The sequence below is a fragment of the Pseudomonas sp. NPDC089395 genome, from assembly GCF_044749525.1.
Classification (GTDB): domain Bacteria; phylum Pseudomonadota; class Gammaproteobacteria; order Pseudomonadales; family Pseudomonadaceae; genus Aquipseudomonas.
In genome coordinates this window covers 236,885-251,693 of record NZ_JBIVID010000008.1, presented here as the reverse complement: position 1 = coordinate 251,693, position 14,809 = coordinate 236,885, and the positions used below count along the sequence as shown (strand labels likewise).

General features: G+C 62.4%; 11 protein-coding genes. 1 reads left to right on the top strand and 10 read right to left on the bottom strand.

Translation table 11 applies throughout. The annotated features are described in order from the left end of the window. Positions 1–60: 60 nt before the first annotated feature. Entirely contained in the window at positions 61–1,341 is a 1,281-nt protein-coding gene (locus tag ACIPZG_RS18775; protein WP_400716035.1) for an aspartate aminotransferase family protein, read from the bottom strand. A 211-nt stretch (positions 1,342–1,552) separates the two neighbouring features. Here ACIPZG_RS18775 and ACIPZG_RS18770 point away from each other — a divergent pair, with 211 nt between their 5' ends. After that, the gene (locus ACIPZG_RS18770) at positions 1,553–2,476 is read left to right on the top strand and encodes a LysR family transcriptional regulator (RefSeq protein ID WP_400638883.1); all 924 of its coding nucleotides are present in this window, start codon (positions 1,553–1,555) and stop codon (positions 2,474–2,476) included. A gap of 230 nt (positions 2,477–2,706) precedes the next feature. Here the strand turns inward: ACIPZG_RS18770 and ACIPZG_RS18765 are convergent, their stop codons facing one another. From ACIPZG_RS18765 to bioF, 9 genes are all read right to left on the bottom strand, one after another. Next, positions 2,707–4,485 (bottom strand): acyl-CoA dehydrogenase C-terminal domain-containing protein, encoded by a 1,779-nt coding sequence (locus ACIPZG_RS18765; protein ID WP_400716033.1) that lies wholly within the window; start codon positions 4,483–4,485, stop codon positions 2,707–2,709. A 126-nt stretch (positions 4,486–4,611) separates the two neighbouring features. After that, the gene (locus tag ACIPZG_RS18760; RefSeq protein ID WP_400716031.1) at positions 4,612–5,895 is read right to left on the bottom strand and encodes a diguanylate cyclase; all 1,284 of its coding nucleotides are present in this window, start codon (positions 5,893–5,895) and stop codon (positions 4,612–4,614) included. A gap of 225 nt (positions 5,896–6,120) precedes the next feature. Beyond that, positions 6,121–8,253: a cytochrome-c peroxidase gene (locus tag ACIPZG_RS18755; protein ID WP_400716029.1), complete on the bottom strand. Its 2,133-nt coding sequence runs from the start codon at positions 8,251–8,253 to the stop codon at positions 6,121–6,123. 635 nt (positions 8,254–8,888) lie between these two features. Beyond that, complete coding sequence (locus tag ACIPZG_RS18750) at positions 8,889–10,694, bottom strand: phenylacyl-CoA dehydrogenase (protein ID WP_008095332.1); 1,806 nt, start codon at positions 10,692–10,694, stop codon at positions 8,889–8,891. A gap of 305 nt (positions 10,695–10,999) precedes the next feature. Beyond that, positions 11,000–11,296 carry a pyrroloquinoline quinone biosynthesis protein PqqE gene (locus ACIPZG_RS18745; protein ID WP_400716028.1) on the bottom strand — a complete coding sequence of 99 codons (297 nt, stop codon included), beginning with the start codon at positions 11,294–11,296 and terminating at the stop codon, positions 11,000–11,002. Between the two features lie 117 nt (positions 11,297–11,413). Then, positions 11,414–12,094, bottom strand: a complete 681-nt coding sequence (bioD, locus tag ACIPZG_RS18740; protein WP_008095337.1) for a dethiobiotin synthase — start codon at positions 12,092–12,094, stop codon at positions 11,414–11,416. A gap of 10 nt (positions 12,095–12,104) precedes the next feature. Further along, on the bottom strand, positions 12,105–12,923 hold the full coding sequence (gene bioC, locus ACIPZG_RS18735) for a malonyl-ACP O-methyltransferase BioC (RefSeq protein WP_400716026.1): 819 nt from the start codon (positions 12,921–12,923) through the stop codon (positions 12,105–12,107). After that, on the bottom strand, positions 12,916–13,644 hold the full coding sequence (locus ACIPZG_RS18730; RefSeq protein WP_400638878.1) for an alpha/beta fold hydrolase: 729 nt from the start codon (positions 13,642–13,644) through the stop codon (positions 12,916–12,918). The genes bioC and ACIPZG_RS18730 overlap by 8 nt, the downstream gene beginning before the upstream one ends. Next, positions 13,637–14,809 carry an 8-amino-7-oxononanoate synthase gene (gene bioF / locus ACIPZG_RS18725; protein ID WP_400716024.1) on the bottom strand — a complete coding sequence of 391 codons (1,173 nt, stop codon included), beginning with the start codon at positions 14,807–14,809 and terminating at the stop codon, positions 13,637–13,639. Before bioF ends, ACIPZG_RS18730 begins: the two co-directional genes overlap by 8 nt.

Genomic DNA, 14,809 nt, shown 5'->3' with positions numbered 1-14,809 from the left:
GCCAAATGAAACAGGCCAAGGGCGATGCGCAGAAACGCCAGACGGTTCGTTGAATTCGTGTTACGCCGATACTTCGCGGCGTGCATGCTGTTGCGCATGCAGGCGGGCGAAGGCCCGGGCCAGGCGCAGCAGCATCTCTTCGATGTTGCCCTTGCTCACGGTCAGTGCCGGCGAAAAGCGCACCACATCCGCTTGCGGCGCATTGAGCAGCAGGCCTTCGTGCAAGGCCGCCTGGACCAGGTCATGGGCCAGGTTTTCCTGCAACTGCAGGGCCCAGAGCAGGCCCTGGCCGCGCACCTCGCCCTGGCCATAGCGACCGGCCAGGCGGCTCAGGCCATCGCGCAGGTGGCGGCCACTGTCCTGCACATGCTCGAAGAAGCCCGGCTCCAGCACGGTGTCGAGCACCGCCAGGCCAGCTGCGCTCATCAGCGCATTGCCGTGGTGGCTGCCCTCCAGCTCACCGGGCTCGGCACAGCAGGCACTGCCCCGGGCCAGCAGGGCGGCCAGCGGCACGCCACCACCCAGGCCCTTGCCCAAGGTGATGATGTCGGCGCGCACACCATAGGTTTCCTCGGCCAGCAACGCGCCACAGCGGCCGATGCCGGTCTGCACCTCGTCGAGGATCAGCAGGATGCCCAGCTCGCGGCACAGCTTTTCGACACCCTGCAGGTACGCTTTGGTCGCCGGGATGACACCTGCTTCACCCTGAATCGGTTCGAGCATGATCGCCACCGTGCGCGAGTCGACTTGCGCATGCAGCGCCGCCAGGTCGTTGAAGGGCACCTTGCTGAAACCGGGCAGGCCAGGTTCGCAACGGTTGCACGGCAACGGGTCGGATGCCGAAAGCGCGCCCAGGCTGCGGCCATGACAGCCCTGGCTGGCGGTGATGATGTGATAGGCCCCGTTGCGGTGCCGCTGGCCCCACTTGCGCGCCAGCTTGATCGCCCCTTCACAGGCTTCGGCGCCGCTGTTGAGCAGGTAAGCCTGGTCGCTGCCGGTGCTCTCGCACAAGCGATCGACCAAAGCCAACAGGCCGCGGTTGTGGTAACCGGCGCCCGGGTTGATCAACGCCTGGGCCTGATTGCCCAGCGCCTTGACCAGCACGCTAGGGCTATGGCCAAGGCTGTTGACCGCACAACCCTGGGTGAAATCCAGGTAGGCGCGCCCTTCGTTATCCCACAACCACGAACCCTGACCACGCACGAATACGTGCTCGGCACGCGCGCTGCCTGGCATCAGGCGCTCGCGAGACGGTGCCGGGGCGTCTGCTTCGATCACCGGCGCACGCCTAGGCTCGGCAACCGCGGCAGGGGCCGAGCGGCGCAGGTTGAACAGGTTCATCGGGGCTCCAACCAATCACGGTAAAGGGCGGCCAGGGTCCGGTCTTGCTGCCGGCACTTGATAATTTTGCCTTGCCTATCAAAAGTGTTTTTCAAACGGGGTAACAATCCAGCAAATGCTCGCTGTAACCCGTTGCAATGCCGCGATAGACTAGGCTTCGGCAGCGCTTGCGGCCATTCCGTTTTTCCAGCTTTTTCGATAAGTGTTAGTTATGGATTTTCGCCAACTGCGTTATTTCGTCGCGGTGTATGAAGAAGGCCATGTCGGCCGCGCTGCCGAACGCCTGTCACTGTCTCAGCCGGCACTCTCGCAACAGATTCGCCAGCTCGAACACAGCCTCGACCTAAGCCTGTTCGAACGCAGCAACAAACGCCTGCTGCCCACCCTGGCGGCGCACACCTTGTACAACCATGCCCTGCCCTTGCTGGACGGATTGCAACGGGCCCATGAGGCGATGCGCAACTTCAAGGGACAGTCACTGCGCACGCTGGCCATCGGCGTGCTGCAAACGGTGCGGCCGAGCCTGGTGCCGCAGTTGCTGGAGCGGGTGCGCAAGGCTCAGCCGCACCTTGTGGTGCAGATCTATGAACTGTCGGGGCTGGAGATCGAACGGCGCCTGCTCAATGGCAGCCTGGACATCGGCATCAGCTACCTGCCTCCGCGCCAGCCCGGCCTGCACGGCATGCTGCTGTATGAAGACGAGCTGCAGCTGGTCATCCCGGATACCCATCCATTGAAGGACTTCAAAAAGGTATCCATCCGTCAGGCCGCAGAGTTGCCCATGCTGATGCTGGGCGAGGAATTCCAGATCCGCCAGATCTGGAAGGAGCAGCTCGCCAGCCAGGGCCGCCGGCCTCAGGTTCAGGCAGAAATGAACAACATGGCGGGGATTCTCGACAGCCTGGCCCATACCGCGTTGGCCACGATCCTGCCCGGGCGGGCCAAGGATGCCGCCGAAGATGACCAAGGGCTGCTGTGGAAGCCGTTGAGCGAACCGCGCGTTCCGCTCAAGGTTGGCCTGGTGTTCCGTGACGCCCAGCGGCAACAGGCTTCGGTGGAGTTGCTGCGCAATCTGCTGGAGGAAGAAGCCGATGCAAGACCGCTGGGCACCTCGCCGCTGGATGTGCTCGGCTAAAACACGCGCACAAAGAAAACCCCGCCTAAGCGGGGTTTTCCAGACTGTTTCCCTGTGACATCCCTATCGCCCCGCCACCCTGGCAGGAAATCCTTCGTTGTCCCTGTTCTGTCCTTTGCGCTTCCTGCGCAACGTCCATGTAAGAAAGAGTAACTGTGGATCCAATCTGAGGCCAGTGGCGAAAAGTCACCACGTCATGTAGGAAAAGGCTTACACGCGACCTCCAACAATCAGAATTGCTCGGCGTCCAGCAGGTACAGGGACTCGCTCCCCGCCTTCACCGACGCCACCAGCGAGGTCACACGCGGCAACAAGCGGGCGAAATAGAACCGCGCAGTGCCCAGCTTGGCCGAGTAGAACGCCTCATCGCCCTCGCCCGCCTTGGCTGCCCGCGCCATCAACGCCCACATGTAGGCATAGGCGACATAACCGAAGGCATTCAGATAGTCGACCGACGCAGCGCCAATTTCATTCGGGTTGCCCTTGGCCTGCTCCAGCACCCATTCGGTCAGCCCATCGAGCTGGTCCAGGTAGGCCGCCAGCGGTTTGGCAAACTCGTCCAGCTCGCCGCCAGCAGTGGCAATGAACTGGCGGATTTCACCAGAGAACAGTCGGTAGTACGCACCACCGCTGGCCACCACCTTGCGCCCCATCAGGTCCAAGGCCTGGATACCGTTGGTGCCTTCGTAGATCTGGGTAATGCGCACGTCGCGCACCAACTGCTCCTGGCCCCACTCGCGAATGTAGCCGTGGCCGCCGAATACCTGTTGGCCATGCACCGTGCACTCCAGCCCCAGGTCGGTGAGGAACGCCTTGGCCACCGGCGTCAGCAGTGCTACCAACTCTTCGCTGCGTTTGCGCGTGGCCGGGTCTTCGCTGTACTTGGCGCTGTCCAGCTGCATCGCCACGTAGGTGGAGAAGGCGCGGCCACCCTCGATCTGGGCTTTCATGGTGAGCAGCATGCGGCGCACGTCAGGGTGCACGATGATCGGGTCGGCGACCTTGTCCTTGGCCTGAGGGCCAACAGGGGCGCGGCTCTGCAAGCGGTCGCGAGCGTACTCCACGGCGTTCTGGTAGGAACGTTCCGCCGTGGCCAAGCCCTGGATGCCAACACCCAAACGCTCGTAGTTCATCATGGTGAACATCGCGGCCAGGCCCTTGTTCGGCTCGCCGACGATGTAGCCCACGGCCTCATCGAAGTTCATCACACAGGTGGCCGACGCCTGGATACCCATCTTGTGCTCGATCGAGCCGCAATTGGCCGGGTTGCGCGCGCCGAGGCTGCCGTCCTCATTGACCAGGAACTTCGGCACCAGGAACAGCGAAATGCCCTTGGGACCTGCCGGTGCGTCCGGCAGCTTGGCCAGCACCAGGTGGATGATGTTCTCGGTCAGGTCGTGCTCGCCGCCGGTGATGAAGATCTTGGTGCCGCTGACTTTGTAGCTGCCATCGGCCTGGGGCTCGGCCTTGGTGCGGATGATGCCCAGGTCGGTACCGGCATGGGGCTCGGTCAGGCACATGGAACCGGCCCACACGCCGGCATACATGTTCGGCAGGTACTTTTCCTTGAGCGCCTCGCTGGCGTGAGCGTTGATCGACAGACAGGCGCCAGCGGTCAGCATCGGGTACAGGCCGAAGGCCAGGCTCGACGCATTGACCATTTCCTCGACCTGCGCGGAGATGGCCTTGGGCATGCCCATGCCGCCGAACAGCGGGTCACCGCCCACACCTACCCAACCGCCTTCGGCGTAGGTCTTGTAGGCCTCGATGAAACCAGCGGGCGTGCGCACGGCGCCATTGTCCCAGTGGCAGCCTTCTTCGTCGCCGGCGCGGCTGAGCGGAGCAATGCTTTTGCTGGTGACCTTGCCGGCCTCTTCCAGCACGGCCATGGCGGTGTCGGCATCGACCGCCTCGGCCAGCTCGGGCAGTTGTGCCCACTGCTCGGCCACGTTGAAGACTTCATTCAGAACGAAGCGCATGTCGCGCAATGGTGCTTTGTAGTCTGCCATGACAACCTCTCGCTAGTCGGGGTCGGGGGCGGTCCGAAGGGACCGCGGCTCGGGGTTGAAATCAAGTGTAACCGAACAACTTTTTAGAGACATAGGGTCATCAAGCGACCAATAAGTCATGTTCGGTCACGCAGTCCGTACCGCCCCACGCTGCGATTGTTGCCCATGAACCATGACGCAATTACGCCCGGCACCCTTGGCACTGTAGAGGGCCTGGTCGGCGGACTTGAGCACTTCCTCCGGGTTTCGGTGGTCGATCTGACGCTCTGCCACGCCGATGCTGATGGTCACCGACACCGCTCCACCGCCACTGCCGGCGCGGCGTTGACGCCCCGCAGAGTCGTCTTGCGGGCGGTTGTTCTGGTCGCGCAACTGCATGGCATAGTTGGCGATCATCTCGCGCACCGCTTCCACATGCGGCACGCATTCCTCTGCGGACTTGCCCGCGAATACCAGGGCGAACTCCTCGCCGCCATAGCGATAGGCACGGCCGCCTCCGGTAATTTTCGACAAGCGGCTGGCGACCAGGCGCAGCACTTGGTCGCCCACGTCGTGGCCGTGGGTGTCGTTGAATTTCTTGAAGTGGTCGACGTCGGTCATGGCGATCACATAATTGCGTCCCAGACGTTGCATGCGCTCATTCAAGGCGCGGCGCCCCGGCAGCCCCGTCAGCTCGTCACGGAAGGCCATCTGGTAGGCCTCATGGGATACCGCGGCAGCGATCATCAGCATCACCTGGCTGCACATGATGTTCAGGGTGAACGGCAGGATGAACGTCTTGGGCAGCATCCAGAAAATACCCACCAGGCCGATCAGCTGGGCGGCGTGCAAGGGCCTCGGCTCGCGCAGGTATTGCACCACGAGCAGGATGAAGACACCGATGAACAGCGGATAGACCATCTGGATCAAGCTCATCCACTGGCCATGCAGCGATGGCCAGCGGATCTCCGCCAACCAGGCCAGCAAGGCGTCGGGGAAACTCTGCTCCAACGCCACCGCGACGCTGCCAACGGCGAACAGCACGGCGAACCGGGCAAGCAGGTCCTGGGCAAGGTGGGTTCGCTCCTGCCAGGCACCGAACAGACCGAACAATGCCGGTAACAGCAGGCAGACGAGGTGGAAGATCACCGCCGCGTCTTCACGCACCCGTCCATTGTCGCGGTAATAATCGGTCTGGGTATCGAGCAAGAAATAAGCGATGTACACCGTGACCATCAGAAACAGTTCGCGCTGGCGACGGTATACGGCGCAATAAGCACCACCCAGCAATAGCACCAACGTGGGCAGCACGTTGAACAGTGAAGTGAAGAAGACGTTGAGGTCTCTTACGTAAGCCGCCGCAAGCCCTGCCAGCAACAGAAACAACGAAGGCAGAAAGTGGCTAGCGCGTACAGCGTTTGGACGAAACAAGGGTAATCTCCAACCCGGCAGATCAATAATGGCATTGTGCCTCTACTTCATCGGCAGCGCACATGAATAGATGAGGACAAAGGTGATTAACGGCAGCAGGGGTGGAGGGCTTGAGCTTTTCTTGTAACTGGACCTCAGGGCTCGCGCTGCGACCCAAAGCATGAAAACCCGCCTACCACTGTGGGTAGGCGGGTTTCCATCACACGCCAGTGATGCAATGTGTTGTTACAAGTCGTTGTTGAATGGCAGCAGTGGCCCCTGCAGAGCGGAGCGACCTTCGGCCCCCACGGCATTGAGTTGGAAAATGGCGTCCTGCGCTGGTCGAGAGGGGGACGTCGAACCCTGCGCGACGGAGTTCTCATCGCCCTTCTCACCCTGTGGCAGCATCAGTGAGGGGTGATCGAACGGTGCCCGTTCCCACGCGACTCGCGGATCAAGCAAGCCGACCTCCATGAACTTGACCAGTGCATCCACTTCATCCGGGGTCAGGTTCAGCGGGGTCATGTCCGGGTCAAGGTTGGAGCCGTTGTGCTGATTGACTGCCGGATGTTCGAAACCGCTGGTGTTGCTGGCGTCTTCGCCACGGCGGTCGCCGCCGCGGTTGTAGAACTCCATGACCTGTTGCAGCGTTGCCCGGCTGCCATTGTGGAAATACGGCCCGGTCAACGCAATGTTACGCAGCGTCGGGGTCTTGAAAGCACCATCGACCGAGTCGCGGAAACCGACACTGGGCTTGAGTGTCGCGTCGCAAGGGACCGCTGCGCTCAGCGGCGCCTCGAAGGTGCAGACATCGACATCCAGTGGGTCAGGGATATTCCCGCCTTGCAGCACAGTGTTGTATTGACGGGTGAACGACAATGGATTGCCCCAGGCGTCCGAAGCGCCCAGCGCCAGGTCTTCCGAGGTCGGGCGCACACCGGTGTTGTAGAAACCGTTGTCGTAGAGCGTGGTCAAACCGTCCGCCATGACCATGCGCTCGATGCGCTCACGAGGCTCGAACAGCAGCCGGCTGGCCGCGTTGGTCAACTCCGCGCCACCATGGCAGGCCACACACTTGCCTTTGCCCAGGAACAGGTCCATGCCTTTCACCTGCTGAGCGTTCATGGCGCTGAGGTTGCCCTGCAAATAGGCATCCAGGGGTGCCTGGTCGGAGATCAACGTGGCCTCGTACATCTGAATCGCCAGCCCGAAGAACAGCGAGAAGTTCGCTTCCATCTGGCTGTAGGGCTGACCGCCCAGCGATACCTGTTGCGTGGCATTCCACAGGCGTGGCTGGAATGCGTTCTTGATCAGCTCGCGATAGGTCGGCCGGCGGGCACTGGAGACGGGCCCGAGCACCGAATCGGTGGGCGAGATTTTTTGCCCCCTGAGCATCATGGTGTCGAGCATGCGCCGACCGATGTCAGCGAAGGTACGCCCGCCACAGGACATTTCCACCGCGCTGCCGGGAGGCCCCACGGCTTGCGAGGCCGCCGAGGCATCCTTGAGGGCCAGTCGTGCCTTGACTGCCACGCCACTGCGATCATTGGTCACGAAGATGGCGGCGTCCGGGTCGCGATTACCGAACGGTGAGAAGCCGTTGAACACGTTATTGGCCCGACCATCCCAGAAGTTGCGGACGTTAAAGGCCGCATTGATGACCGAAGGCGCATTGCGCCCGGTGCTGCGCCGCACGTTGATACCGCCCACCTGGAAAATCCCGTCAGGTTGCCGTGTGCATTGGTCGAAGCGCGATTGCCGGGGTTTGACGAAGTTGGCCTCGATCACGCCTTGTGAGCCGATGACGTCATCCGTGGAGTAGACAATCATCGAGTTGCGATCCAGTGGATTGGCCAGCACGTGGGTCGGGAAGTCCCCTTTTTTCAATGTGTAGTTCGGGCCGCCCTTGCCACCGGAGCGGGTGGCGTAGCTGGGCACGTCGCCAGGAATATCGGCGGCCGTGAACGGCTTGTTGAAGATCGATGCAACGTTCGCATTGGAATTGGCCTGGCCGGGGTTGATCTGGTTGGTGACCCGGTGATCGACACCCGCGTGGTAGTGGCAGGAAGCGCAGGCGGTGGTGCCGTCGCTGCCGATTGCCATGTCCCAGAACAGGGCCTTGCCCAACGTGATTGCTGCCACACGATTGGTCACGTAGTCGGACATCAGGTCGACCTTGCGGCCATCCTCGGTACCTGAAGGATCCGGCGGGATCATGCCACGCAGTGAGTTCAGACTGGGGACTTCCGGCGCTGGCGCAGGGGGCTCGGCCGGGTCCGCAGCCCGAACGCTCATGAACGGCATGCCGACAGCGGCGAGGGTCATCGCTATCGCGCAGGCCAGGCGGGGGATTCGCAACGTTCTCAAATATTCAGCCATGATGAACTTCCCGATTCAGCACGGAGTAGCCAGCTCCGTTTTTTGCCTGTGTCGAGATGAACTCATCTGCTATTCCATCTTGCAGCTTGCAGCTTCACCCACTTCAACTGAACGTTGTTTGGGCAGCGCAAGGCCTCGCTGGCAAGGTAATCTCTTGGCTCAGGTTGTTTTTAAAACTGATCGTTCACGCACGCAGTGCGCTTAATGCCAACATAGCTGTAACAAAGTATTTCAGCTGAAAAAACTTTCAGTATTTTTATACCGACTCATTTACAGGATCATGCCAATAAATTCTGACAACCCCGCTTCCTCAATTCCGGTGTTAGTTCCCCACCATTATTGGGTGCCATTCCCCGAAACCCTGTAGCCAGCGCTCACTGGAGCCGCGTGAGCGCCGAAAATAGAAGCTTCAGGAATTTGGCAATGTAATTGCTAACTCATACTGATCGGCAATCAATAGTTGGAGCCAGCCTGAGTCCTGACTCAGATGTAATTCAAAAAACATGAATAACTGCACGTGCGCGCAAGTTGTACTGCGTCAGCATTGGCTATTGGATTTCCCCTACGCCATTTTTAAATCGCCAAAAAAAACGCCGCTCACTAGGAGCGGCGTTTCTTGATTACTTCACCCAGGCTTAATAACCCAGCGAGAAGTCCTCTTCCTTCATGTCCATCAGGTTATTCGCACCCGACAGCATGGTCGCCACATGCGTACGGGTACGCGGCAGGATGCGCTGGAAGTAGAAGCGCGCAGTCTGCAGCTTGGCGGTGTAGAACGCCTCCTCGCTGGTGCCGGCTGCCAGTTTCTCGGCAGCCAGGCGGGCGATGTCGGCCCAGAAGTAGGCCAGGCAGGCATAACCGGAATACATCAGGTAGTCCACCGAAGCGGCACCCACTTCTTCGCGGTCTTTCATCGCCGCCATGCCGACCTTCATGGTCAACTCGCCCCACTCCTTGTTCAGCGCGGCCAGGGGTTCGACGAACTCCTTGAGCGCATCGACGCCTTCCTGGGCCTGGCAGAACTTGTGCACGATCTTGGTGAAGCCCTTGAGCGCTTCGCCCTGGGTCATCAGCACTTTACGGCCGAGCAGGTCGAGTGCCTGGATACCCGTGGTGCCCTCGTACAGCATGGAGATACGGCTGTCGCGCACGTTCTGCTCCATGCCCCACTCGGCGATGAAGCCGTGGCCACCGTAGATCTGCACGCCATGGTTGGCAGCCTCGAAACCGACTTCGGTCATGAAGGCCTTGGCGATCGGCGTCAGGAACGCCAGCAGGGCGTCGGCCTTCTTGCGCTCTTCCTCGTCCTGGCTGTACTTGACGATGTCCACCTGCTTGGCGGTGAAGTACACCATCGCCCGGTTGCCCTCGGCGAAGGCTTTCATGGTCAGCAGCATACGACGCACGTCCGGGTGGACGATGATCGGGTCGGCGGCCTTGTCTGGCGCTTTCGGGCCGGTCAGGGAGCGCATCTGCAAGCGGTCACGGGCGTATTTCAAGCCACCCTGGAACGCCACTTCGGCGTGTGCCAGGCCCTGCAGTGCAGTGCCCAGGCGCGCGGTGTTCATGAAGGTGAACATGCAGTTCAGGCCCTTGTTGGCCGGGCCGATCAGGTAGCCGGTGGCGCTGTCGAAGTTCATCACGCAGGTGGCGTTGCCGTGGATGCCCATCTTGTGTTCGAGGGAGCCGCAGCTCACGCCGTTGCGCTCACCCACGCCGCCTTCGGCGTTGGGCAGGAACTTCGGCACGATGAACAGCGAGATGCCCTTGGTGCCAGCGGGTGCATCGGGCAGGCGGGCCAGGACGATATGGACGATGTTATCGGCCATGTCGTGCTCACCTGCGGAAATGAAAATCTTGGTGCCGGACACTTTGTACGAACCGTCGGCTTGCGGCTCGGCCTTGGTGCGCAGCATGCCCAGGTCGGTGCCGCAGTGTGGTTCGGTCAGGCACATGGTGCCGGTCCACTCGCCGCTGACCAGTTTGGTCAGGTAGGTGTGCTGCTGCTCTTCGGTGCCGTGGGCCGAGATGGTGTTCATCGCGCCATGGGACAGGCCTGGGTACATGCCCCACGACCAGTTGGCGCCGCCGACCATTTCGCTCAGGGCCAGGCCCAGCGACTCTGGCAGGCCTTGGCCGCCGTGGGCGACGTCGTGCGCCAGGCTCGGCCAGCCACCTTCGACGAACTGCTCGTAGGCTTGCTTGAAGCCGGTCGGCGTTTTCACGCCCGACTCGCTCCAAGTGCAACCTTCCAGGTCGCCGACACGGTTCAGCGGGGCCAGCACCTGCTCACAGAACTTCGCGCCTTCTTCGAGGATCGCGTCGACCATGTCGGGCGTGGCGTCCTGGCAACCCGGCAGGCTCTGATAGTGCGCCTCGTAGCCGAGCAGCTCGTCGCGGACGAAACGAATATCACGCAAGGGGGCTTTGTAATCAGGCATTGCGAGGAACCTCTGTGATGAGTTCGGTAGGGAGACCGCTGATACCGACCAGCTCTTGGTGGCTTTCGGTCAAACAGTTGTTTGAAACTAACGTTTAGCACGACCGGAGTCAAGGAGGGGCAGTAGTGCCATTAACGCCACGAAAAATGGCATTTATGCCATTTCAGAAAAACAGGTGCTTAAAACGACTGTGGGAGCAGGCTTGCCCCGCGAATGCGCCAGCCCAGACAGCGAAAAGTTGTCTGTCATGGCGCATTCGCGGAGCAAGCCCGCTCCCACAAAAGATGTCCGCAGTGCTTTCGAAATCAGGCGTAGGTGTCGATGAAGCGACCGAGCATTTCGTCGGACGCCTTGGCGACCTTCGTGCCGAGTTCGGCTTCGGTCTTGCCCAAGGCCAGCTGCACAGTGCTGGTGGCCAGGTCCATCTGCTGGCTGCGATCGACCGCGCGCAGGCGTTCGGCCTGAAAGTCGCTGGACTGGCTGGTGGCGGCTCGCTCGACGGTGGTGCTGGCGATCTGGCCGGCGGCCAGGTCGATTCGGTTCTGACCCGTGTGGATGGCGCTGAGGCCGGCGTAGTAGGCGGAGTTGCCGGTGATTTCCATGTCAGTACTCCAGTATCGCTGGATTGAAACAGACTGAATTAAAGCAGGCCAAGGCCCAAAAGGCCCGTTTAAATCCCTAATGGCCTAGTGCTAGCTGATAGACCAGGGTGATGCCTGCTAATCCAGCAAGTCCAGCTGCAGGTGCTCCGCCACCGCATCCGCAGTGGCCACCTTGAGCCTGGGCACGCGCCCAAGGCAGGGTGCCGGCAGGCGTTCCGCCAGGCTGGCAAGGTTCTCTTCAAGTCTTGATGTACGCGGTTCGATGATGTTGGCCACCCAGCCCGCCAGTTGCAGCCCATCGCGCGCGATCGCTTCGGCACTGAGCAAGGCATGGTTGATGCAGCCCAGGCGCACGCCCACGACCAGGATCACCGGCAGCTTCAAGGCAATCGCCAGGTCGGAGAGGTTGGCATGATTGGACAATGGCACCCGCCAGCCCCCCGCGCCTTCGACCAGGGTGAAATCCGCCCCTTGGTCCAGTACATAGCGCATGGCGTTCAGCAGGGCCGGCACTTCCAGCACCACACCGGCCTCGCGTGCGGCCACGTGGGGCGCAATGCCTGGCTCGAAGGCAAATGGGTTGACCGCTTCATACTCAAGCTTCAGCGTGCTTTCGTCGATCAAGGCTTGGGCATCGGCATTGCGCAGGCCTTTGGCGGTGACCGTGCAGCCGGAGGCCACCGGCTTGGCACCCAGAGTGCTCAGGCCCTGCAGCCGTGCCGCATGCAGCAGCCCTGCCGCGATGGTGGTCTTGCCAACATCCGTGTCGGTGCCGGCGATGAAATAGGCTTGGCTCATGTCACTCCTCTCATGCCCGTGGCTTGCGCATCACACCATAGACCACCTGGTAGGTGGCTGGCAGTCCTTGGGGCTTACGAAACGCCTCGTATGCCTGCAGCAAACCTTGCATGCGGGCGCGCCCGGTCAGCCCGGAAGGCCGCCCTGGGTTGAGATTGTGGGCGCCCAGCGCCTTGAGTTCATGGGTAAGGCTGCGCACATCCGGGTAATGCAGCACATGCGCCCGCCGCTGCAGGCCGACCTGCTCGAAACCACTGGCCGCGCACAGGCGCTGATAGTCCTCGAACTGGCGGAAGCGGTTCACATGCACCATGCCATCCACCGCCTGCCAACTGGCGCGCAGCTCATCGAGCGTGCCGACACACAGGCTGCTGAAGGCCAGCACGCCACCGGGTCGCAACACCCGTTGCGCCTCGTTCAATACGCTGGCGAACTGGCCGCACCACTGCACCGCCAGGCTGGAAAACACCAGGTCGACACTGGCGTCGCGCAGCGGCAAGCGCTCGGCATCCCCGGCCACATGATAGGCAGCGCCAGCCTGTTCGCCGCGAGCATGGCGCAGCATGCCTTCGGCGATATCCACCGCCACACCGCTGGCAGACGCGAAACGCTCGGCCAGCACCCGGCTGAAGTGGCCGGTGCCACTGCCCAGGTCGAGCCAGCGCGAGGGCGCCAGGTCGCCCGGCAGCTGCTTCAGCAGGCTCTCGCCCACCGCGCGCTGAAGGGCCGCCACGCTGTCGTAGCTGGACGCCGCACGGGAAAACGAGGCGGCCACCTGGCGCTTGTCCGGCAGCGCACCGGGCAAGGTTGGACGGGAAAGGTCAGTCATCGCCACTCTCATGCAGGAAACTCTTGATGCCCGCCGCCAGCTCCTGAGGATATTCCAGCAGGAAGGCGTGGGAACTGTCTTCGACCAGACCGACTTCAATGTCGGGCAGCAGCTCGCTCAGGGCTTTGGCCGCTTCGGCCGGCACCAGCGCATCGCTGCCGGCGAACAGGTGCAGCTGCGGGCCGCCGTAGGCCTGCAACGCTTCACGGGTATCCAGCTTGGCCAGTACTTCAAGCCCAGTAGCCAGGTACAGCGGATCGGTATCCGGCACACCGACGCCCAGCTGGCGCAACAGCGTGCGCGGTTGTTGGGCGCCGTCGCTGCACAAGCTGCGAAAACGCTTGAGGGTCACCGACGCGTGACTTCGGCAACCATCCAGGAAGGTGCCGAAGGTATCTTCGGCCATGCCAGGCCAGCCCGGGCGAGCGACGAAACAGGGGTTGCTGGCCAGGGTCAGCAACCCGCAACAATGGTCGCCGCGCTTGCGCGCCAGCTCGCTGGCAAGCATGCCACCGAACGACCAGCCACCCAGCCAGGTATCGGAAGGCAGTTTGCGGTCAAGGTGGTCTACCCAGGCTTGCACATCGGCGTCGGCCAGTTCCGGCAACGGCATCAGCTCGACCTGCAGGCGCGCATCCTGCGCCCGCAGGCTGGCGGCCAGCGGCTCCAGTGCGGCGGTGCCCAGCCCCCAGCCAGGCAGAAGGATCAGTCGGTTACGCATCGGCGGCCTCCAGCTGTGGATAACACTCGGCCAATGCATTCAACAATAGCTGTACCTGCGCCTCACTGTGCGCAGCGCTCAGGGTCACGCGCAGGCGTGCGCTGCCGACAGGTACGGTGGGTGGACGGATCGCGGTTACCAGAAGCCCACGCTCGCGCAGCATTCGCGACAGCCGCAGGGCCTGTGCACTGTCGCCAATCAGGATCGGCTGAATCGGCGTCGGGCTGTCCAGCAGTTGCAGTCCGATCTGCTCGGCGCCTTCGCGGAACTGGTGAATCAACGCAGCCAGGTGCTCACGCCGCCAGGTTTCGCGGCGCAGCAGCTCCAGGCTCTTGAGCGTTGCGCAGGCCAGTGCCGGCGGCTGACTGGTGGTGTAGATGTAGGGCCGGGCGAACTGTACCAGCGCCTCGATCAACGCTTCGCTGCCGGCGACGAAGGCACCTGAGGTGCCGCACGCCTTGCCCAAGGTGCCGATCAACACCGGCACGTCATCGATGCCCAGGCCGAAGTGCTCGACGATACCGCCACCCTGAGCGCCCAAGGTGCCCAGACCGTGAGCGTCGTCGACCATCAGCCAGGCACCGCGCGAGCGCGCGACCTTGGCCAGTGCCGGCAAGTCAGCGAGGTCGCCGTCCATGCTGAACACCCCGTCGGTCACCACCAGTGTGTTGCCGACAGCTTTGTCCAGACGGCTGGCCAGGCTGGCCGCATCGTTGTGCAGGTAGCGGCTGAAGCGCGCACCGCTGAGCAAGCCACCATCGAGCAAGGACGCGTGGTTCAGGCGGTCCTGCAGCACGGTGTCGCCCTGCCCCACCAAAGCGGTGATGGCACCGAGGTTGGCCATGTAGCCGGTGGAAAAAAGCAGGGCGCGCGGGCGACCGGTCAATTCGGCCAGCGCCTCTTCGACGGCATGGTGCGGCGTGCTGTGGCCGATCACCAGGTGCGAGGCGCCACCACCGACACCCCAGCGCTCGGCGCCGGCCTGCCAGGCGGCAATGACCTCGGGATGGTTGGCAAGGCCCAGGTAGTCATTGCTGCAGAAGGCCAACAACGGCTGACCGTCGACCACCACTTGCGGCCCCTGCGGGGTTTCCAGCAACGGCCGCTGCCGATACAGGTCTGCGGCGCGCCGTTCGGCCAGGCGCGCCGCCAGATCGAAGGCCAT

Coding starts and splice junctions, on each gene's coding strand:
- ACIPZG_RS18775 (WP_400716035.1), bottom strand. CDS start 1,341: ATGAACCTGTTCAACCTGCGCCGCTCGGCCCCTGCCGCGGTTGCCGAG.
- ACIPZG_RS18770 (WP_400638883.1), top strand. CDS start 1,553: ATGGATTTTCGCCAACTGCGTTATTTCGTCGCGGTGTATGAAGAAGGC.
- ACIPZG_RS18765 (WP_400716033.1), bottom strand. CDS start 4,485: ATGGCAGACTACAAAGCACCATTGCGCGACATGCGCTTCGTTCTGAAT.
- ACIPZG_RS18755 (WP_400716029.1), bottom strand. CDS start 8,253: ATGGCTGAATATTTGAGAACGTTGCGAATCCCCCGCCTGGCCTGCGCG.
- ACIPZG_RS18750 (WP_008095332.1), bottom strand. CDS start 10,694: ATGCCTGATTACAAAGCCCCCTTGCGTGATATTCGTTTCGTCCGCGAC.
- ACIPZG_RS18745 (WP_400716028.1), bottom strand. CDS start 11,296: ATGGAAATCACCGGCAACTCCGCCTACTACGCCGGCCTCAGCGCCATC.
- bioD (WP_008095337.1), bottom strand. CDS start 12,094: ATGAGCCAAGCCTATTTCATCGCCGGCACCGACACGGATGTTGGCAAG.
- bioC (WP_400716026.1), bottom strand. CDS start 12,923: ATGACTGACCTTTCCCGTCCAACCTTGCCCGGTGCGCTGCCGGACAAG.
- ACIPZG_RS18730 (WP_400638878.1), bottom strand. CDS start 13,644: ATGCGTAACCGACTGATCCTTCTGCCTGGCTGGGGGCTGGGCACCGCC.
- bioF (WP_400716024.1), bottom strand. CDS start 14,809: ATGGCCTTCGATCTGGCGGCGCGCCTGGCCGAACGGCGCGCCGCAGAC.